At 60.3% G+C, this 21,068-nt stretch carries 13 protein-coding genes, 1 tRNA gene and 1 pseudogene; 2 read left to right on the forward strand and 13 right to left on the reverse strand.

The annotated features are described in order from the left end of the window. Positions 1-101: 101 nt before the first annotated feature. The 8 genes from AC1RTB_RS14590 to AC1RTB_RS14625 form a co-directional block, all read right to left on the reverse strand. Complete coding sequence (locus AC1RTB_RS14590) at positions 102-3,572, reverse strand: ATP-binding protein (RefSeq protein WP_492881273.1); 3,471 nt, start codon at positions 3,570-3,572, stop codon at positions 102-104. Then, the gene (locus AC1RTB_RS14595; RefSeq protein ID WP_492881272.1) at positions 3,569-4,828 is read right to left on the reverse strand and encodes a metallophosphoesterase family protein; all 1,260 of its coding nucleotides are present in this window, start codon (positions 4,826-4,828) and stop codon (positions 3,569-3,571) included. Before AC1RTB_RS14595 ends, AC1RTB_RS14590 begins: the two co-directional genes overlap by 4 nt. 280 nt (positions 4,829-5,108) lie before the next feature. Next, positions 5,109-5,687, reverse strand: coding sequence for a tyrosine phosphatase family protein (locus AC1RTB_RS14600; RefSeq protein ID WP_492881271.1), 579 nt, complete (start codon positions 5,685-5,687; stop codon positions 5,109-5,111). A gap of 122 nt (positions 5,688-5,809) precedes the next feature. Further along, a complete protein-coding gene (locus AC1RTB_RS14605; protein ID WP_492881270.1) occupies positions 5,810-6,700 on the reverse strand; it encodes an inositol monophosphatase family protein in 891 nt (296 codons plus the stop codon). Between the two features lie 90 nt (positions 6,701-6,790). Further along, positions 6,791-7,924, reverse strand: coding sequence for an ABC transporter ATP-binding protein (locus AC1RTB_RS14610; protein ID WP_492881269.1), 1,134 nt, complete (start codon positions 7,922-7,924; stop codon positions 6,791-6,793). A gap of 30 nt (positions 7,925-7,954) precedes the next feature. Continuing rightward, positions 7,955-9,184 (reverse strand): ABC transporter substrate-binding protein, encoded by a 1,230-nt coding sequence (locus AC1RTB_RS14615; RefSeq protein ID WP_492881268.1) that lies wholly within the window; start codon positions 9,182-9,184, stop codon positions 7,955-7,957. 46 nt (positions 9,185-9,230) lie between these two features. After that, positions 9,231-11,066: an ABC transporter permease gene (locus AC1RTB_RS14620; RefSeq protein WP_492881267.1), complete on the reverse strand. Its 1,836-nt coding sequence runs from the start codon at positions 11,064-11,066 to the stop codon at positions 9,231-9,233. Between the two features lie 268 nt (positions 11,067-11,334). After that, positions 11,335-12,375, reverse strand: a complete 1,041-nt coding sequence (locus AC1RTB_RS14625; protein ID WP_492881266.1) for a LacI family DNA-binding transcriptional regulator — start codon at positions 12,373-12,375, stop codon at positions 11,335-11,337. A 441-nt stretch (positions 12,376-12,816) separates the two neighbouring features. Here AC1RTB_RS14625 and AC1RTB_RS14630 point away from each other — a divergent pair, with 441 nt between their 5' ends. Continuing rightward, a complete protein-coding gene (locus AC1RTB_RS14630; RefSeq protein WP_492881265.1) occupies positions 12,817-14,055 on the forward strand; it encodes an AGE family epimerase/isomerase in 1,239 nt (412 codons plus the stop codon). A gap of 119 nt (positions 14,056-14,174) precedes the next feature. Next, on the forward strand, positions 14,175-16,130 hold the full coding sequence (locus AC1RTB_RS14635) for an SUMF1/EgtB/PvdO family nonheme iron enzyme (RefSeq protein ID WP_492881264.1): 1,956 nt from the start codon (positions 14,175-14,177) through the stop codon (positions 16,128-16,130). A 103-nt stretch (positions 16,131-16,233) separates the two neighbouring features. On the opposite strand, the gene AC1RTB_RS14640 is transcribed toward AC1RTB_RS14635, so the two are convergent. The 5 genes and pseudogenes from AC1RTB_RS14640 to selA form a co-directional block, all read right to left on the reverse strand. Next, positions 16,234-16,557: a TetR/AcrR family transcriptional regulator gene (locus AC1RTB_RS14640; RefSeq protein ID WP_492881263.1), complete on the reverse strand. Its 324-nt coding sequence runs from the start codon at positions 16,555-16,557 to the stop codon at positions 16,234-16,236. Between the two features lie 180 nt (positions 16,558-16,737). Further along, a tRNA-Sec gene (locus tag AC1RTB_RS14645) sits at positions 16,738-16,830 on the reverse strand. Between the two features lie 128 nt (positions 16,831-16,958). Beyond that, positions 16,959-18,788: pseudogene (gene selB / locus AC1RTB_RS14650) on the reverse strand (selenocysteine-specific translation elongation factor); the annotation flags it as partial. Continuing rightward, the gene (locus AC1RTB_RS14655) at positions 18,785-19,609 is read right to left on the reverse strand and encodes a tetratricopeptide repeat protein (RefSeq protein ID WP_492881262.1); all 825 of its coding nucleotides are present in this window, start codon (positions 19,607-19,609) and stop codon (positions 18,785-18,787) included. The gene AC1RTB_RS14655 and the pseudogene selB, both read right to left, overlap by 4 nt. Beyond that, on the reverse strand, positions 19,596-21,014 hold the full coding sequence (gene selA / locus AC1RTB_RS14660; RefSeq protein WP_492881261.1) for an L-seryl-tRNA(Sec) selenium transferase: 1,419 nt from the start codon (positions 21,012-21,014) through the stop codon (positions 19,596-19,598). Before selA ends, AC1RTB_RS14655 begins: the two co-directional genes overlap by 14 nt. Positions 21,015-21,068: the final 54 nt, after the last annotated feature.

A 21,068-nucleotide genomic window follows, 5' to 3' on the forward strand; every position in this document is an offset into this window, starting at 1 on the left:
CTACTGATCCAGATTACTTGACGGTTTGTAGCCTGCCGGCTCTCCTAACCTCTCACGCCTAAGCGTCGCCTGTCTCATTTCAATGGATGGAACACGCACAATTATCCGAGCTCGTGGATCATTACGCCCGGTACAACGGTTTTGGCGATCTCGCATAGGTGCTGGTGATGGGTCAGGTAGATCACCTGCCCCGCGCTCGCCATCTCTCCAAACAACCTGAAAACCTCTTCGGACCGGACATGGTCGAAGGTTTCCATGATGTCGTCGGCAATGAATGGCACCGAGGGTCGAATCTGGGCAAACTCGTAATAGCCGGCAAGCCTCAGGGCTAGGTAGAGCTGAAAACGCGCGCCCTTTGACAAGGCGTCGGCGACCTTGGATTGGCCGTCGCGCTGCAATGCGATCAGGACTTCGCCGCCTTTCACAGGTTGGGTTGCCAGACCCGAGTACTGACCGCGCGTGATGAGCGCGAAAGCGTCGGATGCCCGCGCCATCATCGCGGAGCGATGACGCTCTCGGTATACGCGCAGAGCATTTCCAGCGGACATAACGCCCAGTTTCAGCTCGATATAGCGGACAGCCTTTTCTTCGATTTCCAGAAGCACTGTGCGACGTTCGGCATCTATTCGGGCAACAGCGCTGTCGCCGCCAATGGCGTCCAACTTGTCGGCCGCTCGCGTCTGCCGGATAAGCTGTTGCTGGATTGTTTCGTCGATACCCCGAAGCCGTTGCTCGCTTTCAGCCTTCTCGATTGCGAGGCGATCGAAATCGAGATCATCCAGTATCGAGCGTGCCTGCACGATCCCTTCCACCGCAAGTTCGGCCGACAGCTGCTCCTCAAGTTCGGCCACGGCAGTGCGCAGACGATCCCTGTCGCGCAGCAGCTCGTCGCGTTCCACGACCTCGGATAGAGTGGTTACGCCAAAGACGCCCAGGACCTCGTTCTTGCGGCGCTCATGCGCCGCGATTTCGACATCGAGGACGTCACGAGCATCTTGCAGACGCTGCAGGTCATTGACGAGGTTTGCCTTCGCTTCGCGCGTGCGGTCGGCGCGTTCCAGACGTTCTGCAAGCCGGATCGCCAACTGTTCCGGCTCATCGTCGTCCGCCGGGTCACCCGCCTCGGCTGCAACAGCGGTAACCTCGGCAATGAAACTGTCTCTGTCTGCCTCCATCTTGCCGATGCGGAGCTGCATCGCATCCCGATCCTGGACGGTTTTGGACAGTTCAGCCAGTTGATCAAGTACGTTCCCGACACTGGGCGCCGAAAGCCCATTCGCGAGCCAGGTGCCCTCAAGCGCTTCGGCAACGCCGGCCAGCCATTCGTCCTCACGCCTTTCCGCCACGTCCACAGCCCGTCGTCTGGCTGCCAGATATTCCTCATTCGCGCTGACTGTTTTGATCGCCTCGGCGCGTTCAGCGTCCACTTTGACCTGCCTGTCGAGGAACAGCTCTGTGACGACCATGATCGTCTCCAAGCTCTCGGCGGAATCCGACCTTATGCCGACGCTCTCCAGCGCCCCGCTCAACTCCAGACGTATCCGGTCTCCCTCGTCGGTCGCCCGCCCAGCCTTATTACGTGCGACCTCGATCTCCTCCCAGGCTGCGAGCGCATCGGTTCGGGCAGAAATGCGGTCCTCGATCAGTTCGATCAGACGCTCAGGCGATGTTTCCAGGCGTTCGCCGAGCAGATCCCTTGCCGCCACGCGGATTTCCGAAAGCACGGCTGCCCCGTCCAGGTCGATCTGTGAAAGCTGGTCGCGCGCCCGCGAGATAACGGCCGCGGTTTCAGCGAGGCTGCGGATCGTCGTTCGGATCTCGGCGAGCTCCCGCGCATTGGCCAGACGAACCGCTCCAACATTATCGTCGCGAGCCAGCACTACCGCAAAATCGTCAGCTGTTTCACCCTTGAGGTCATGGCGATGCCTTGCCCAAGCCTCATCCCGGGCACGCCGAATGGCTGTGGCGGCTTCATCGTCAGTTACGTCCACCGAAGCACGAAGGGCGTCCAGCCGCGCCGAGAGCAGCTCGTGATTGCCCTGATATTCGCCAAGACGTTCGGAAAGGACCTCCCTGTTTGTCTTGAGCTCTGCCGAGCGACTTTTCCATGCACCAACCTGCCCGGCGCCAGGAACCAAAATATTGGCCAGCGCTTGAGCATCTCCCGACCAGGGATGCAGGCGGCGGATCGCTGCCTGCCATCGAATTTCGCTCTCGTCCTCCGCCTCTCGCGCTGTCTTGATTTCCCGTATGTGCCCACTCGCCCTGGCTTTCGACAAGGCCGAGGTCAGCCTTGCCCTGGCAGGTTCGGGGACCGCCCTTTCTTCGCCGACCCGATCTCGCGCCGTCTGAAGCGCATCGAGGGCGGCTGCGGCTTCGTCGCGGGCGACGCGCACGCTGGTGGCGATTCCGGATCGCTGTTCGACCATATTGCGAACGGCACCGACAACAGCGGCAGGCAAAAGCAGTGCTGCGGGCTCTGGCTCGGCGGACCTCCCCAGAGCGGCAAGGCAAGTCCCCACGGCGATATTGAGTATTTGCAGGTCCGTCCGGCGACTGGGCAGGTCCAAGCCAGCCGAGATATATCGCACCTTGCGATCCGCCAGCCCACGAACCCGCTCGGAGATCGCAAGGATGATGTCGTCCATCTCGACCGACGCGATTTTCATGGTCACGCGCGCGACCTCGTCGACGTTCGCTGACAGCCGCGTTCTCAGGCTGGCGTCGTCATCGATCATTTCAGCGACGCTGCCTGTCCAAGTCCGTGGCGGTGAAGCGATGTCGGGCAATTCAGCCAGCCGGGCTGTCTTGCGTCGGATATCCGCGAGGATCGGGACTGCGCGGAGGTACTTTGCAATGGTATCGAGTCGAGCCGACAGCACCGACCGTTCGGCGATGGTGCCCTCGTATTTTTCCGTCGCGTCAAGACGTTCGGCCTCAAGGGTCTCGAACGTCGAAGCCAATGTGTCGATTGCATCCTTCCCGGATTTCAGTTCCGCAAGTCGCTTCTTGAGAAGCGCAAGTTCGGTTCCGTGTGCCTGTCTCCGATAGAGCCCGTCCGCTTCCGCATCGAGCGCGCTCAATGTGTCACTCGCCTGGCCAAGACCGGCGCTGGCCGTGAACAGGAGCTTGCCCAGGTCGCCACGCGACTCCAGTATCGATTTTCCGCCTGCTTCCAGCGTCTCGTCGTCCAACGAGAACATGGTGCCGTATGCGTCCCGGGACAGGCCTGCGAGATGTGCCGTTATCGCCACTTCGCTCACCGGTTGGCCCATTGCGTTCAACAACGAGTTGTTCCGTTGTTTCGTGCGCGAGAACGTGTGCTCCTCTCCCGCGAATTCGAGCACGCCGCCGACGCGCATCGCGCTATATTCATGAAGGAAATTGTAGCGGCTGCGTTCTTCGATGCCGAACAGCAAGTCCAGATAGCCGGAAAGCGCTGTCGACTTGCCGGCCTCGTTCAGCCCGAACACGATGTGCAAGTCAGGCCCAGAATCCGGTCTTGGTCCGAACTCGATCGTCCTGTCGGTGAACTTTCCATAACGAATGAGATCAAGGCGCCGGAGCCTCATTGCGATCCACCTGCCTTGAGGCGGGCCGTGACCAGGTCAGCACTGCTGGCAAGAACCCTGTCGAGGAACAATTCCAAAGCGGCTTCATCCTTTCCGGCGAAGTCGCGCCCCTCGGGCGGAAGATCCGCAATCGTTTTCAGGACCAATGCCCTCGCTTCGGCGCGGAAGGCTTCCGAGCTGGCATTGGCGCGCATGGATTCAGCGAGTTCGAAAATCGGATCGGCGACGTCTTCGAATGCTTCCGTCCTGGGCGGAGAGAGGCCCAGCTCGAGCTTTTCCACCCATGTGTCGCCTGCCTGTTCCGCGACCTGCTCGGCTTCCGCCAGGAGCAGGTCCCTGTCGCGGATTAGTGCCCATGACAAAGGCGAAGCGCCGGTCAGGCCGAGACGGACCACAACTTGCCGGGATCTGACCGAAGCCCGGATATCCTCGAGCGCGGATCGGATTCGTCCGATGACTTCAGACCACTCCATCGTCCCGGTTAAGTCGACGTTCACCCGCTCGAATTGCGCGACACTCGTTGGCCTTTCCTCGATCTCGATGGAACGGTCGTCGCGTATCGTTACAAGGGTGACTGATTTTTCTCCGGCCTCGTTGATGTCCCTGCCTTGCGGCATTCCTGGCATCACCACTGTGCTTGCTCCAGGATGGACTTTCCGGACGTGGATGTGCCCGAGCGCCCAGCAATCAAAACCATGGCTATGCAAGTCAGCGACGCTGCACGGAGCGTAGACGTCATGACCGGGCGAACCGGCCAGGCTGGTGTGCATGATGCCCACATTGACCATTCCTTCGCGGGCAGCGGAATATTTGGCGAGCAGACTTTCCGGTGCCTTGGGACTCGCGAAACTCAATCCGTGGAACATGACGTCGAGCCCGCCCGCAGTCTGGAGCACGGGCTGCGGACGACCGCCGAAGATCGTTACCGTGTCCGGAAACACGAGCTGTTTCGATATCCGCGACATGGCGTCGTGATTTCCGCGGATCTTGAAAACCCTGATGCCGGCCTGGTGGAGGCGTGTCATCTGCGATGCCAAGAACCGCGCCGTTTTCATCGAAGTCTGGTCGCCATCATAAAGATCGCCGGCAATGACGAGGGCGTCGACACCCTCCGCAAGGCAGAGATCCACGATGGAGACAAAAGCCTGGCGACTGGCGTCTCCGACGCGTTCGGCAAGATCGGGGTTTCGCATCGCAAGCGAACGGAGCGGCGAGTCGAGGTGAATATCGGCCGTATGTATAAATCGAAATGCCATACGGCGCTCTCCAGCCACGGAACATAAGAGGTTCGACCGCAGCTCGATAAAAATTACACGATACGCGGTGTTGGCTGTCCTGAGCCCAGGCTACTTTTCATCTAGCGCTTATACCCGCGTAGCTCTCGCTGGCCTCTTATCACGTTGGAGGATGCAGTTGTCAAAGCTCAGCCAGCCGCTCGGCGTCTGCCTTGCAGGGCTACAGCAAAGCGGGCAGCGTTGGTCAGCCCCCTCGAACGCGGAAAGCCCTATCTTGGCATGCACGCCTGCAGATTCTTGCTCAGGCCACCACTTCAGCCATGTCGACTTCGGCTCGGCGACCAATGCCGGTCATGAAGTCGACATAGTGAGGCCTTGCCGCAATCTGTCGCCCATAATGACGGCGTAGAGCTGCGACGAGACTGCCGCCACGATCAAGCTGTTCATCGGCAAAACGAACCATCAATGAGCTTGGCCACGCCTGCGGGCGGATCTCGGACAGCCGCGCAAACAGGCTTTCAGAATCCTCTTGCGGATTACCTGTCGCCATCAATGTGAGCATAGCCGCTGTCGAGCGGGAGATGCCCTTGTGGCAGTGCACCAGGAAATGTCCGCTCGCAGCATCGGCTGTTTGCAACTTCAGGCGCTCCCCGAAACGGATGATTTCGCTGACATGTTCGGGTTGCGGCATGAGCTTGCCTGGCTCTGGAGCGATGATGTCATGAAAGCGCAGCGTTGTGCGGTAATGCGCCGGATACACGTCAAAAGCGCCAATCTCCGGGTGATCTGGGTCAAGAATCGAAAGGACATGCGTCACGTCACGGCCGCTTTGGGCGGGGAGTTCTTCAATTCCACAAACGGTCAAGGCAGGGAAATTCATTGTCGCCACTATAGTCCTTCGGCATCTGGGGTTGTTGTCTGAGTTGCTGGCCCATGCGGGCATCTCGCTTGGCCGACGTGAACTGACGCAGGTCGTCCTTTGGCTGCATCAATGGGGCCGTTTCATCTTTGCGGGCTAAAGGCGCTGTGCCGATCAACACTCGCAGAAGGGACAGGGCCACCTGCAGCGACGTCGAACAACGCATCGCGGAGCATGTGCCAGCTGTCTTCACTGGGCGCGCAAAGAATTCCGCCACTATGCGTTGCCGCATTGTAGGGCGAACCATCGAAACGCGCGGCAAATCCACCTGCTTCACGGTGGATCAGCCAGCCGGCGGCGTGGTCCCACGGCATGATCTTGCCTTGCAGCAGGAAATGGTAATGCCCGGCCGCGATCATCCGGTACTCGTGCGCGCCACTGCGATAGCTCGGCGCTGCCCGCACCTTGGCGAGATTGGTCAGCACCGTTGTCTTGACCGGTTCAACGAGTTGGTTCCACGCAACGCAGCCAGTCATGTCGTACAGGGGGGCCGTCGCCGCCACGTGAAGGTCATTTTGCCTGCCATCCGGCATTTCGATCCAGGCGCCCTCCCCGCGCAACGCAATGGCGACGTCGTTGCCGACAGGGTCCAGGATGAACCCAGCGATCACTTCGCCCTTCGTGGCCACCGCGATGATGACGCCGAATAGCGGCAATCCAGCCGAGAAGTTTTTGGTTCCGTCGATGGGATCCACGATAAACGCAAACTCGGCTTCCGCCAGACGATCGAGCAATGCCGGATTGGCAGCTGTCGCTTCCTCGCCGATAACCGTGGCGTCGGGGAAACGCGCGCGCAGCTTTGCCGTGATGGCCGCTTCAGCCGCCTCGTCCGCATCCGTCACAATGTCATGGATCGACGTCTTGAACCGAACAGCCCCTGGCGACAGGTTGCGCCAGCACGGCATGATCTCGGTTATCGCCACCTCGCGCATGATTTGCACGACGGCTTTGGCATCTTCGATGGTGACGATCATAGGATGTTCCCGTTGTTGGGCGGCGGCCGCTGACTTTGCCGCGGCCTGCATTGGCCGCCTGTGCGGCAGCGTCGGTAGCGGCGCGTGAGACTAGCCGCCGGCTTGGCGCCTGTATTCTTGCAGCGCAGCCGGCTTTGCCCGCTTGCACAGGCTTTGAGCCTTGTCGAAGACCAGGATGTGCTCCGGATTGAAGCTCACCCACACCTCTTCCTGGCCGAGACCTTGCGCGAATTTCGGGATCAGGGCCGTGACGGGATGTCCCTTGACAGTTAGGGACACGATTGTCTGTGATCCCATCGGCTGCACGATATCCACCACCGCTGCGACCGCGCCGGTGACCGGCTTTGAGTGGATCTCGACGTGTTCCGGCCTGATTGCAAACGTCACCGGGCCATCGACGTCAAAACCGTCCGCGATAGGCATGCTGAAATCGGCAAACATCGCTCGCGGTCCCTGCGCGTCGCCACCGACGTGACCGGGAAGAATGTTGATCTTGGGATCACCGATGAACTCCGCCACGAACAGATTGGCCGGCGCATGATAGAGCTCATGCGGAGTTCCCTGCTGCGCGATCACGCCATCCTTCATGACGACGATCACGTCTGACATGGTCAGGGCTTCGACCTGGTCGTGGGTGACATAGATCGTTGTTGCGCCGAGATCGGCATGCAGCTTCTTCAATTCCTTGCGCATCTCCGTACGCAGCTTCGCGTCGAGGTTCGACAACGGCTCATCCATCAAGAGGATCGAATTGCGCGCCGCAATCAGTCTCGCAACCGCGACACGCTGTTGCTGTCCGCCTGAGAGCTCGGAGGGATAGCGGTCCTCCAAGCCCTTCAACTGCACCTTGGCCAGGGCATCCTCGAGCCGGTTTCGCACTTCGCTTGCTGGCATGCGCGCTTCGGTCAGCGCCAAGGTGATGTTGCGGGCCACCTTCATGTTCGGCCACAAAGCGTAGCTTTGGAAAATGAACCCCAGTCCGCGCTTTTCGGGAGGCACAAAAATGCCTCCCGCGCTTGAGTAGACGCAGCGCCCGCTGAGCGAGAGTGTGCCCGCTGAGGCATGCTCCAGCCCCGCCACGATGCGCAGCGTTGTCGTCTTGCCGCAACCCGAGGGACCCAGCAATGTCACGAAGCTGCCCTTCGCGATGTCCAGGTCAAGGCCAGGTATGGCCAAATGACCACCATAGGTCTTGGTGATAGACCTCAACACAATCTCGCTCATCGAGGTTCCCCCAGGTTGGGCCGGTTCATCTTAGTTGGCGCGCGAGAGCCAGAAGTCGTTCAGCTTCGCCACATTGTCGCGAACGAACTCCGGCGTTGCCTGCCATTTCGTCGCCTGTGGCCAGTTTTCGGCATTCGGCGGCATAGGCACGTCGTTGCGTGGCGAGAAGGTTCCGATCCGGAAGAAGGGGCCCATGCCCTGGAGCAGTTTGCCCGAATCCCCTTCACGGAACGGCGGCTTCAGTTGCGCGTCCTTGCTGAGGTCCTTCGAACCCATCATGTAAGCGATGAAGAGCTTGGCGGCGTTCGGGTGCGGAGCCTGCCCGCCGACAGCGACAAAATTCGGGTATGTGACAATGCCTGATGGCACCAGATCGTAGGCCGGGACATTGACGTAGCCATCAGTTTCGTTGCGGGTGAGATAGGCCATGGGTGCCAGCGTGATCGGCGGCGTCTTCTGGCCGGCCTTGCCCGATGCCTCGGCAAGCTTCCCGCTGTTTGACTGGATCACGACATCGTTGGCCAGGATACGATGCAGAAACTCGTATCCAGCATTTTCAACGCCTTCAGACAATTCGATCTTCTTGCCGGCATAGGCCTCATAGGCCTTCGCCAGATCGTCGGCGTGCTCGACAAACGCAGCCAGTGCCGTCGTCGTTGTCGCCGACCCAATCGGCGCCTTCATGATGAAGCGCCCCTTCCATTTGGGTTCCGTGAGCTCCCAGATGTTCTTGATAGGCGGGGTGGCGTTCGCTTCGCCATTGTAGGTGATCGCGAAGGCTTCGATGTTTTGAGTCAGAAGCGGTTCGCGATATCGCTCGTCGATACGATCCTTCAGATAGCTTGGAACGTAATTGACGATATTCTGGTTCGGCAGCAGGTCATACACCATTTGCTGCGTGCCACCGGAGTAGACGACATCGACGGCGTAAATGCCGGCCTGATGCTCGCTCAGCACCTTTTCGATGGTCTTTTCGGACCCGAGCGGAAATACCTGAACCTTGATCTCGGGATAAGCCTTGGCGAAATCCTCACCGGCCGCAGTCATCGTCGTTGCGGAAGAATAGACGGTCACCGCCCCTTCCTTCTTCGCCGCGGCTACGACCTCGTCCCAGTTCTCTTCGCCCTGATGGGCGCCGAGTTTGGCAGTCTTCAGCCAAGCCTCGAATTCCGGAGAACTCTGGGCCCAGGCGCCGGTCGCCATGGCGGGCGCCAGACCGATGCCCACCAGCAATGTCAGATGCCTTACTTTCGCAAACATGCCAAATCTCCCTGTTTTGGCGTTGAATATTGGTTTTTTCGCCGGATCAGATCACAACGATCTTTGCCTTGCGTGCGATGGCACGGGCGATGAAATTGATTGCGATGACGAGAACGACGAGCAAGGTGGAGGCAACGCCGACCAGCTGTTCGAGCCCACCGATCTGATAATTGTAGATCGCGCCCGCGAGCACGTTCGTCGAGGGGGTCACGAGCAGGATGATAAGTGACAGTTCGCGCATGATGCTTACGAAGGTGAGCAACATGCCGGAGAACAGGCCGCCGGCAATGATCGGAACGACGATGCGGATCATCCGTTTGGCCCAGCCGATGCCTTGTACCTGGGCCGCTTCTTCCAGGGACTTGTCGAGCTGCAGCAGGGTCGAGATGCTGGTGCGGGTGATGACCGGCAGCATCTTTACCGTGCAGATCAGCACGAGAAGCGCGAAGGTCCCGTACAATGCCGGCAACGGACCAATGGGCCGTGCGAACAGGCCGATGTAGATCGCGCCAAAGGCCAGGGCCGGAAAGATGTACGGCATGAAGGAGATTGTCTCCAGCGCCCTTGAGCTGAAGGATCCCCGTGTACGAACCACGACATAGCTGATCAGCATGCCAAAGAACCCTGCGCAAAGTGCCGCGAGAAACGACAGGCGCAGACTGTTCCAGGTGGACGCAAGGATATCGGCGTTGTCGACGAGCGAGGGCTGGTTGATCGCCATGCCTTCGGAGTTCCCGCCAATCCAATAATAAAGCGTGAGGTTTGAGAGGTCGTAGTTGCCAACCTGCTTGATCAGGGATTGCAGCACGAGCAAACCGAGCGGAAAGACCACCGCAGCCAAAAGCAAAAACCCAATAAGGAGCAAGGCGGGCCATCGCCACACGCCAAGCGGCGTCGTGCGGGCGCGGAAACCCTTGCCCGTCAGCGTGACGAAACTCTTGCGCACGCCGATCATTCGCTGGTTGATGTAGATGAACAGGCCCGCAAGCAGGACAAGGATGAGGGCCAGCAGGAAGCCATCGCCTGTGTTGCGCATGCCGATCGCGGCATAAATCTGCGTCGGCAGGACGTAAAAGCGCACAGGCATGCCAAGAACCGCCGGCGTGCCGAACGAACCCACGACGCGGATGAAGGTCATCACCACCGCCGAGCCGATCGCCGGCAGAAGCAGCGGCATCGTGATCATGAGCAGCTGCTTGCGGCGCGACAGACCCGCCATGGCCCCAGCCTCTTCGAGCTGGTTATCGACGTTTGCGATCGAGGTCGAAACCGTAAGATAGGCGTAGACGTAGTAGTGAAGCGAAAGGCAGATCACGATCGGGACGGCGCCATAGGCCAGCCAGTCCGGGGGCTGAACGCCGGTCAGATATGCGAAGACGCCAGGCGAGCCACCGATGCGCTCGTTCTTGAAGAAAATCAGCCACCCCAGCGCCATCACCCAGGACGGCAGCATGTAAGGGATCATCACGATCGTATGCAGCGCGCTGCGGAACGGAATGTCGGTGCGCACGACAAGCCACGCCAGCGTCCCGCCGAGCGCAAGGCAGAGGCCAGTCGCTGCGAATGCCGTTATCAGCGAGTTCAGAAATGGCCTAAAAAAGAGGGCCGCCGACACCGGACTATTGAACACGCGTTCATAGTGGAAAAATGTAAAGTCCCCGACTTTCGCCCCTGGCAGATAAGCCCGATCGTACGGCTGAACCGTCAGCGTCTCTCGTATCAGCTCAATAAGTGGAACGACGATCAGGGCGACAAGGGCAAGAGTCAGCGCAATGCTGAGCCAGCGCTCCACAGAAACCCTGGAAAACCAGAAACGTAACGCGACCAGCGCCGACATCCCGCGGCCAGCACTCTCATGTCTCATTGCTTGCTGGTCGAGCATGTTCCCCCTTACCTGCTTATGAATGGCAGCGACCGCGTAAATGTCCCCTCACCGCCTTCAGTGGGAAAACAATGTACGCGATTGCAAAAAGTGTCAATCAGCAACGCTTTGGATTTCCGACTCCGCTCAAAAAATTCAAAATTTAGCGGGATTGAAGTGATTTCTTCAATGAAATCGACATTTGGAGAACGGTTTTTCTAAAAATGGCACTTCACATGATGTACGCGGTTGCACTTTCAAAGCAAAAACTCGGCTAAAGACTGCAACTTCAATCCAGGTCGGAAGGGGTCCTTGTGGTGCTGCGCTCGACCAGTTCCACTGGAATCGAGCAATGGAGCGGCGCTCCGGAGGCATCGTCGCGCTCGATCGCTTCGAGAATCGCTTCGGCGATGGCGTTCTGCTTACGGCGGATGGTGGTCAGCTGATATGCATGCCAATTGGCCTGGGGGATATCATCAAAGCCGATGACGCTAACGTCTTCGGGGACGCGCTTGGAGAGGGCTCGTGCCGCATCAAGCATTCCTATCGCCAGCAGGTCCGTCACGCAGAACACACCATCGATATTGCCATTTTCAAGCAGCTCGAACCCGGCACGTTTTCCCGCGTCGTAGCTAGGCTCCTCCATGGCCCACGGAATCGTCTTGATTCCTGCCTTTTGCATGTGGGCAATGAATTCTGTCCGGCGCCGGAACTGGCTTGAGGTCCTGCGTGCGCTCACGACAGCGACTTGCGTGCAGCCGGCTGCGATCAGCCGGTCGGCAGCGAGGCGAGCACCTTCCGCATCATCGCTCACGATGTTGTCGACGTCGTCATGATGACTGCGGTCGACCAGCACCATCCTGACGTTGTTGCTCATACACTCTTCGATGATCGATTCCGGGGGCGTGCCTGACAGGATCACGACCGCGCGCACGCGGAATTCCAGTATGAGTTCAATGAGTTTGGAGATGTCGCCTGTTATGGCCGAGGCGTTGAGAAGCAGGCACTGCATGCCGCGACGAAGAAGGGCGCCGCTGAGCTGGTCCAGCTGCTGGGACATGTGAGGGCTGCCCATGTTTGCAACCACGATGCCGACCAGGTTGGAATGCCCCCCGCTGAGGGTTTGCGCAAGTCGATTGACCCTATAGCCGAGCGCTTCCGCCGCACGAATGACGCGCTGGCGCGTCTCCTTCGAAACGCTGGCCCCATAGGTAAAGGTGCGTGACACCGCCGCACGTGACACCCCCGCCAAGTCAGCCACATCTTGAGCGGTGACAAAGGCTTGAGAGGAATCTTTGCGGCCGCCAGCGCCTGACGGCTTCCTTTTCATTGGGGCATCCATGGCCTGACAGTACTACACCCTTAGGGATTGTGAACGTCGAATGTCAATCAGTCGGCCCCTCGTGGACAACATATCCATGAACCGTCCCGACAATCAGGATTGGTCGTAACCACCCAACGCAGCCTGCATTCAACCAGCAACCCCATCCTCTTTAGCAAGAGGGAGGCAACCGCGGCCGTGCGGGCGCTCGCGACATCGCCCTCGGAGCCGTGAAATTAATGTACGCGCGTACATTGCACACGCGTACATTCCATGCAAGTTTATGGCCCTAGGCGCAAGGCACCCGAGAGAGCATGCGCTGGCGAGGCCGGCCAAATCAGCGCGACGCACAGGCAAAAACGTCTCCAGCATTCCGCTGAAGCGTATCGCCATGCATCGCCTGGGCCCTCCGGGGGGCCGCAGCACAGTGAGCGAGGGGATGTGCAAGGCATGGGGCTGGTTCGCCTGAAATCATACTTTATCAATACCGTTTTGCCTCGGTGGCTTAAAACGGCGTTTGACGCGCGGTCCCAACAATTCGTCGAGGGCCTGGAACTCGACGGGACGCCTGACAAGTCAGGCATCGTTCGGGTTCGCACCGCTGCTCGCCAGATCTATGTCTTTGCACACGCCCACTCATTGGGCGTTGCTCCCAACGGCGCGCTGGCAAAAGCGGAGACGGCATTCGAAAATCTAAGAAAGATCGCCTGGTCCGACGACAATCCACGTGGCTACGCGTCAGCAATCGATATTCATTTGGGGTCGATCGTCGATTTTCGGCGTGATCTCTACGACCACGCTTGTGTATTGCTGGCATTGGCCGCGCTTTCAAAGGCGACAGGCAAACCTTGCTACCGCAATGCCGTAGCCGAGCTCATCGAGGTTCTCGATACGACGCTCAGCGGCCAGTTCAGCGGCTACGCGGAAGATGACATCGGCACCCTTCCGCGCCGCCAAAACCCTCACATGCATCTGTTCGAAGCATTTCTCGCATTATGGGAAGCTTTGCCTGATTGTCGCCACGCGGCACGCGCGGGCGAGTTGTATCTGTTGTTTCAAGCCCGGTTCTTTGATGAAAACTCCGGCCTGTTGCGTGAGTTTTTCGGTCCCTGCTGGGAGCTTTCCAGCGACTTTGGTTCGGACCGACTCTCCCCAGGCCACATGAGTGAATGGATATGGCTGCTTGCGCGCTATGAAAGCCTCTCAGGCCGCGACCTTTCCCAAGAAAAGCGCAAGCTGTTTGCCAACGCCCTGCGTGGAAAGACCAGCCACTGGCCGTTCCTGGTGGACGAAATCGATCCAACGGGGGCGCGGTTGACCAATCAGCGTCGACTGTGGCCACAAGCCGAATTCCTCAAGGCCAATCTCTCGGTCGACAATGCGAGCCGCGAGACCGCAGAAGAGGTCGCCAATGCGCTGTTCGAAAGTTACCTGGCAGAAACGCCCGTCGGCACATGGAGAGATTGCTTCGACCTCGAAGGCCGCCCGACAGCGCAGACAATTCCCGGCAGCTCGCTATATCATCTCTGGACAGCCGTCGCCGCGTTTCTGCCGCACACAAGCGGCGCACCTGATTATCATCATCCTTGCCACCGATTGCATGGGGCTGATGCCTGGGCAACAGCGTCAACGGTGCTTGGCGAGGTCGATGGATCGCAATTGCCTGGAGGCTTTACTTCGACGCCCTAGCATCGGCAGCCGGGAAACCGGCTTCATCCAGATTTCGGTTGGCCGACATTGGCTGTCGAGGCGTTGTGATTTTGGATCCGAGTGGCCTAGACTGCCCGCCGACCACCGAGAACCCATTGATGCCGGCCCAGAATTTCAATCCCTATGTTCCACGTCCGATTGATCTGCCGACAACGGTGCCACTGTCGCCTGATGCAGAATTGTCGGCGCTCGATGAAGCCAAGATCTTCGCGGCGCCCGATGATCCGGCTGACTGGCCCAGCTGGCGCGCGGCGCTGATCCGCTGGCGTACCGAGGCCCGCAACAAGGTTGACTACGATCCGCGTCGCTATGAAGCCCCAAGTCGTACCGCACGCATCATGAACCTTGCCTGGCTCTGGGATGAGCTGCTTTACGACCATCAAACCGGACAGTTCACTGTTGATCGCTACCTTGATACGGCGGAACGTGATTTTGGTGGTTTCGACGGCGTCACTCTGTGGAATGCCTACCCCGTGCTTGGCATTGACGATCGCAACCACTTCGCCTTCTTCGAAGACGTGCCGGAATTGCCAGCGGTGGTGGCGGCGTTCCAGGCACGCGGCGTGCGCGTCTATCTCAGCTACTATCCCTGGGAAACCGGAAGCGGTGCCGAAGCGATCGATATGGTGATGGGGCTTGTAAACAAGCTCGCTGTCGATGGTGTCTTCCTCGACAGCAGCAGAGAGGCGAGCAGCGCTTTACGATCCGCTCTCGACAAGGTTGACCCGACATTGACCCTTGAGGGTGAATCGAAGGTGCCCCTGGCCAAGGTCACTGATCAATCCATGTCCTGGGCGCAATGGTTTGCCGACAGCAAAGTGCCGGGCGTGTTGCGCAGCAAGTGGCTTGAGCGTGGCCACGAGCTTCATCACGTGCGCCGCTGGAACCGCGATCATCTTGACGAGCTCCATTCCGCCTGGCTGAACGGCACCGGTGTGTTGGTATGGGAGGTGGTGTTCGGCGTCTGGGTCGGCTGGAACCCGCGGGATCAAAACACCCTGCGCGCCATGCGACGCCTCTATCAAAGCCATGCGAAATGGTTCGTATCCGAGGACTGGACACCGCTGGCTGACCAAGCGCCCGACGCCCCGGCAATTTTCGCGTCGCGATGGGTCGAAGCGGGGCAGGCCTTGTGGAGTGTTGTCAACCGGGGTCCTGACCATGATGGCGACTGGCTGATCGTCGATGGGGGCGAACAGGACGCATTTGTCGACCTTGTCTCAGGCCAGGCGCTCAGGACGACACCGCGTGGTGAGGGCAAGGTCGGGATCGGTGGCCGGCTTGCCTCCGGCGCGATCGCGGCGGTGACGCGCGGTGTCGGACGAGACGTCGAACTGCCACACTATTCGAGCGCATTTGTGCAGCGCGCCGCACTCCGCCTATGCCCGGGGAGGATAACACATCAGTCGGTTCCCGAGGGTATGGTGGCCGTCGAGTGGCCGGGGGGAGATCTTGTTGTTACCTGCCGCTTGCGAGAAACCGGCCTTTACGGTGAAGCGCCGTTCATCAACGAGTGGAAGCCGCTGCCGCCGCGATTGCATCAAGCAGCGCAGCTCATTCGTTCCGTTCCGGAAACCCGCTTTGCGATCATGCGGCGTGAGGTCACAAACCGCGAGTATGCAGCCTTCGTGGCTGCCACAGGCTACAGGCCGGTGCGACCGGAACGCTTTCTCATGCACTTCCACGACAACCATCCAGTGCCGGGCAGCGAAAAACTTCCGGTCACCTGTGTTGAGCTCGCCGACGCCCGTGCTTACGCTGCCTGGGCCGGTTTTCGTATTCCCACCGAGGATGAGTGGCAGATCGCCGCAAGCGCGGGAGTGGTCGAGCGTACACAGCCACTGGTCTGGGAGTTGACCGAGAGCGAGCACAATGATGGGCGCAGCCGGTTCCACATCATCAAGGGTGGCTGCGCGCCGCTTGCCAGTCCGTCGGACTGGTACGTTGAATCTGGCCCGCGTACCCCGGACTATGCGGTAAAGCTGTTGCAGTGCGGCGCCGGCCTCAACCGGTCCCCCCAGATAGGCTTCCGCTGCGCTGTGGATCTTGGGTAAGCATTTTGCGGCGCATCTACGCTGCTGCCTTGGGTGCCTGGCAAGCCTGTTGCAGAACGCTCGCGGCGCGGCCGCGTCGCAGCAGGAAAAACTGGCAGGCTTCTCACGAGTCTGGCCCCGAGGTTACGCGCCGAACCCCGAACGCGCCCTTCAAAAGGTTCTCGGCGCCTACCATGCTGATGAGCTCAGGGTTCGCCGCCATATGGTCGTAGGTGAAGGCGGTCAGAGCCCGGATTCCGTCCGCCGGCTCCCTGTCGGCAATATTGAGCTTGGCCTCGCTGGCACGTAGCTTGGCATAGACGTGCTCGATGGCGGTCCGGTACAGCAGCTCCTTGCTCTGGAAGTAGTGGTAGAGATCGGCGGTCGAGCGCGCCCAGTAGGGTGTGGCAGGTGCAACGACGTTGGCCGTCGGCAAGGGGTCCGGCATCGGAGGAACTCCGTACGGAGGAGATGCTGAGAGTGACAGGGCCGCCCGGGTCCGCTAGCCGGCGCAGTACTTTAATTCTCAAAAGAAACACCGAAGACTTCAGGACGAAGTACTAGCACAGCTCGACGCCAACAGTCATTTGGAACTCTCAGAACGCCCGATCATCCCCATCATGTTCGGCGGAAGAGAGTGGGAGTCGAACCCACCAAAGACCGTCTTTCGGCCCCTCCCGGATTTGAAGTCCGGACGCCCCACCGGGGACGCATCTCCTCCAAAACGACAGGCTTCGCAACGGAAGCACCTGACACGCAGCCAAACAGGTCCAGACGGTTCTTGTTGATGCGCCGCAGATCCCCGCGACGTATCGTAATCCCATGATAATCGAAGAAATCAAGGATTTGGATTGCAACCTTCCGGCCGTTGTCCATCCGGTCGCGAAACGCCATTGCGCTGAACCATCCGCCTTCCTCCGCCGCAGCCACCTCGGCGGCGATGGCGACCATCTCCGCGACTGTTTCGCGCAGGAAGAACCGGTCATGGGTGACCTCATGCACCTTGCCCATCCGGCCGCTGAGCTTGAGCAAACGCCGCCCCTGCTGCTCCGGCAGTGCAAGCAGTTCGGCGATGTCACGAACCCTCGGTGGGCGGAACCGCTCCGCTCCTCCAAGAAGAGGCTCAATCTTTGACCACACCTGCTCGTCCGCTGGTGTCATGTTGACCCGATGGTCCGCAAGCCGCACCCAAGCGCCATCCAGAACCACGGCATTTGCCTCAATGAGAATGCCAAGGGCCGAACGAAAGGCCAGCGCCGGCAGCCTTGGCTCAAGCTGCGTACGAAGCCTTTCAATGCTGATACCAAGAAGGTCGGGATTGTTTGCGTGGTATGTTTCGAGACGGTCGAGCAGGCTGGCGCGGAATTTCTCCCAAGCCCCGGGCGACATAGCCAGCACGGCACTTTCGGACGGCAATCGCACCATGTCCAAAAGCTGCATCAGGATGGCGGCGTCCGCCGTCGTCATGGCCCTGTCACGGCTGAAGGCGCTGACATCGGCATAAAACGGATAGGTGGCGAGGAGTGCCGCCATGGCCGATATCGGGTCGGTCTCGGAATGGGCTCCAAGTTGTGCCATCCGTTCGGGGGAGCGTCTCTTGCGCGCCGGCGCCCGCAGGTCCAGGAAGCGGCCGCCTCCGATGGTGCGCCGGGCCGATGTGTCACGGACGATATAGCTGTCCCCGGCTGCCGCCGCGATCGGCTGGTCCAGCACGAGTTGCACGAATGCCCGACTGCCCGGTGCGAGCGTCTCGCCAGTGAGCTGGACGATGCGAGCCCCGACTTCCGTCGATCCGTGATGAAGGCGCACAGGGAACCATTGGCCGATTGGCTTTGGCTCGGACGAAAGAACCTTGAGCGTTGCATCGATCCTACCGGTTGGGGCGTGAAGGCTGCTATCCAGCACCATGTCGCCGCGATGGATGGCCTCTTTGGAGATATCCGGCCCAACGAGATTGAGCGCACAGCGATCGCCCGCGCGACCGGTTTCACTCGGCGTGTCCTGCGCGTGGATCGTGCGGATGCGGGCGGCGAGGCCAGAGGGGCTGACGGTCACCTGATCTGCGACAGACACGGAGCCCGAAAGGACGGTTCCGGTCACCACCGTCCCGGCGCCCTGGATGGTGAAGCAGCGATCCACCGCCAGCCGGAAATTGCCGCCTGCTTGCCGACGCCGGAACGCGCGCGCGGCACTGACGATCTCGTCTCGCAACGCCGAGGTCCCCTGCGGCGAGATTGCGGAGACGGCGAGTATTTTCGCGTCCGCGATCGCCGAGCCGGCAATCTCGTTGCGGATCGTAGCTTCGACTTCGTCAAGGCGCTCTTGTGTCACCAGATCGGACTTGGTCAGCGCGACGATGCCATGTTCGATGCCGAGCAGGTCGATGATGGCGAGATGTTCCCGGGTCTGTGGCATGATCCCATCGTCGGCCGCGACGACCAACAGGACGAAGTCGATACCGCTCGCGCCGGCAAGCATCGTATGAACGAATTTCTCGTGACCTGGAACGTCGACGAAGCCGAGCGTATCCGCTCCCTCCACGGGCAAATAGGCAAAGCCGAGATCGATCGATATGCCTCGCGCTTTTTCCTCCTTCAGGCGGTCGGTATCAACGCCGGTCAGGGCCCGAACCAGCGATGTTTTGCCGTGATCTATATGCCCCGCCGTGCCGATGATCATGGCGCGTCTCCATGGAGCTTCGGAGAAGGCGGAGCCATCGCTGGCAGTGGAGTCCGGGCGCGTCGTTCGGCCAGCGCCAGTTCTTCCGCGTCGAGGCAAGCACGCACCGCGTCGATGAAAGGCGCGGCCAGTTTGCTGCCGCCCGCACGTGCCCTGGTGAGCCAGGCAAGCGCCTCGACCGGATTTCGTTCGATGCCATTGCCAAGAAAACAGGCCGCGCCAAGCATCGCCTGCCCGTCGGCATCGCCGGCATAAGCACCGCGTCGCCACCAGAAAATCGCCTCGGTCGCATCGCGCGGAACACCCAAGGCGTTGTGATAGAACATCCCCAGTCGCGTCATCGATGTCGCGACGCCATTTGCTGCTGCAGCCTTCGCCCATCGGCGGGACTCATCAAGGTCACGCTCGATAACTTCGCCCTCGGCAAGCATCCAGCTCAGCATGTCCTGGGCCACGCCGTCGTTCTGTTCCGCAGCCATGCGGTAAAAGGTGGCCGCGCGACTGAAGTCGGGCTCCGCCACTTCTCCCTTGAACAGCAGGGAAGCGAGATTTCGCTGGCCAACTGGGTCTCCGGCTTCCGCCGACAATGTCAGCCAGCGCAAGGCGAGTGCTGCGTCCCGGTCGACGCCCAATCCGCCTGCAAAGCACGCGCCTATATTGTTTTGAGCCCGGGCATTCCCCGCCTGCGCCAGCGGCCCCCAGATGGAAAGCGCCGTATGATAGTCACCGGCACACGCGGCATCATGCGCGCGGGCCATGACCGCTTCTGGTTCGGGTCCGGGCTCATTGGGCCTTCGCGCAAAGCGCCTAAAAAGGCTCATCGGCAATGCCTTTCGCAATCTCAAGATTCATGAGATTGGCCACGAAGCCTTCCTCGCTTACAAGGCAACGCAGATCCAGCATGAGCGCTCCGCGTTCCAGCCGGCCGACGACGGGCTTCGGCAGGCGTCTCAGGGCTGCGGCCAGTTCAGCAAGCGCATGCGCCCCGCTCGCTTGCCGGGTCAGGGCAAGCCCCATGCTCGGAATAGTGGCGAGAGGCAGTGCGCCGGATCCGACTTGACTGGCGCAGGCCACAATCGAAACATCGAACGCGCCTTCGAACATGCGCGCCAGCACCGGCGCCAGGCGTTGAGCCTGCGCCTCGATGTCCGTCTGTGGACGAGCGAGAAAGCGCATGGTCGGCAGGTTCAAGGCAAGGCGGTCGGGATCGCGGTAGAGCCTGAGTGTGGCTTCGAGCGCCGCGAGCCTGATCTTGTCGACGCGCAAGGCGCGCTTCATCGGATTGCGGTTGATCTGCTCGATCAGGGCCTTGCGCCCGACGATGAACCCTGCCTGCGGTCCGCCAAGCAATTTGTCGCCTGAAAAGGTGACGATATCGACGCCTTCGTTGACGGCTTCTCGTACGGTCGGCTCATGCGCCAGACCGAAGCGGGCGAGATCGGCCAGCGTGCCGGAACCGAGATCGTTGACGAGGGGAACGCCCGCGCCCTGGGCAATCACCGCAAGCTCGCGCGTGGCGACCTCCTTGGTAAAGCCCTCGATGCGGTAGTTCGATGTATGGACCTTCAGTATCAGGCCCGTATCCGGGCCGATGGCGCCTTGGTAGTCCTTCGCATGCGTGCGGTTCGTCGTCCCGACCTCGACAAGTCGAACGCCTGAACGCTCCATGATATCAGGCATGCGGAACGCACCGCCGATCTCGATAAGTTCGCCGCGCGAGACAATGGCGTCTCTTCCGCGTGCCAGACTATTCAGGACCAGAAGCACGGCAGCGGCGTTGTTATTGACGAAGGTCGCATCCTCCGCCCCGGTCAGTTCGCAAACGAGCGCGCGCAGATGGTCGTCCCGTTCGCCCCGCGTCCCGCTATCGAGATCGAATTCAAGGGCGACAGCCTCGCGCATGGCGGCAGTCGCTGCCTTTATGGCCGTCTCGGCCAGCAAGGCGCGGCCGAGATTTGTATGCAAAACGGTCCCGGTCAGGTTGAACAGCGGGCGAAGTGTGGACTGACCACTGTTTTCGAGTTGGGAGAGAACCTCCTTCACGATCAAGGCGCGGGATGGAATGCCGCGGCCATCGCGAGCCTTGTTGCGGATCTCCGCCAGGCACTTGCGCAGGACATCGACGACGACCGGCCGGCCATGCCGCTCGACCGCCGCAACGATTGCTTCCGATTTCAGAAGCTGATCGATTGAAGGAAGGTCGCGCAGCCTGGCACTGGCATCCATCTCTGCCTCCCTGTATCAGCACGCTTTGGCATGCTCCGCCGGAAGCCGCCGGCA

It is taken from the genome of Aminobacter sp. GW821-FHT11F06 (assembly GCF_058808215.1).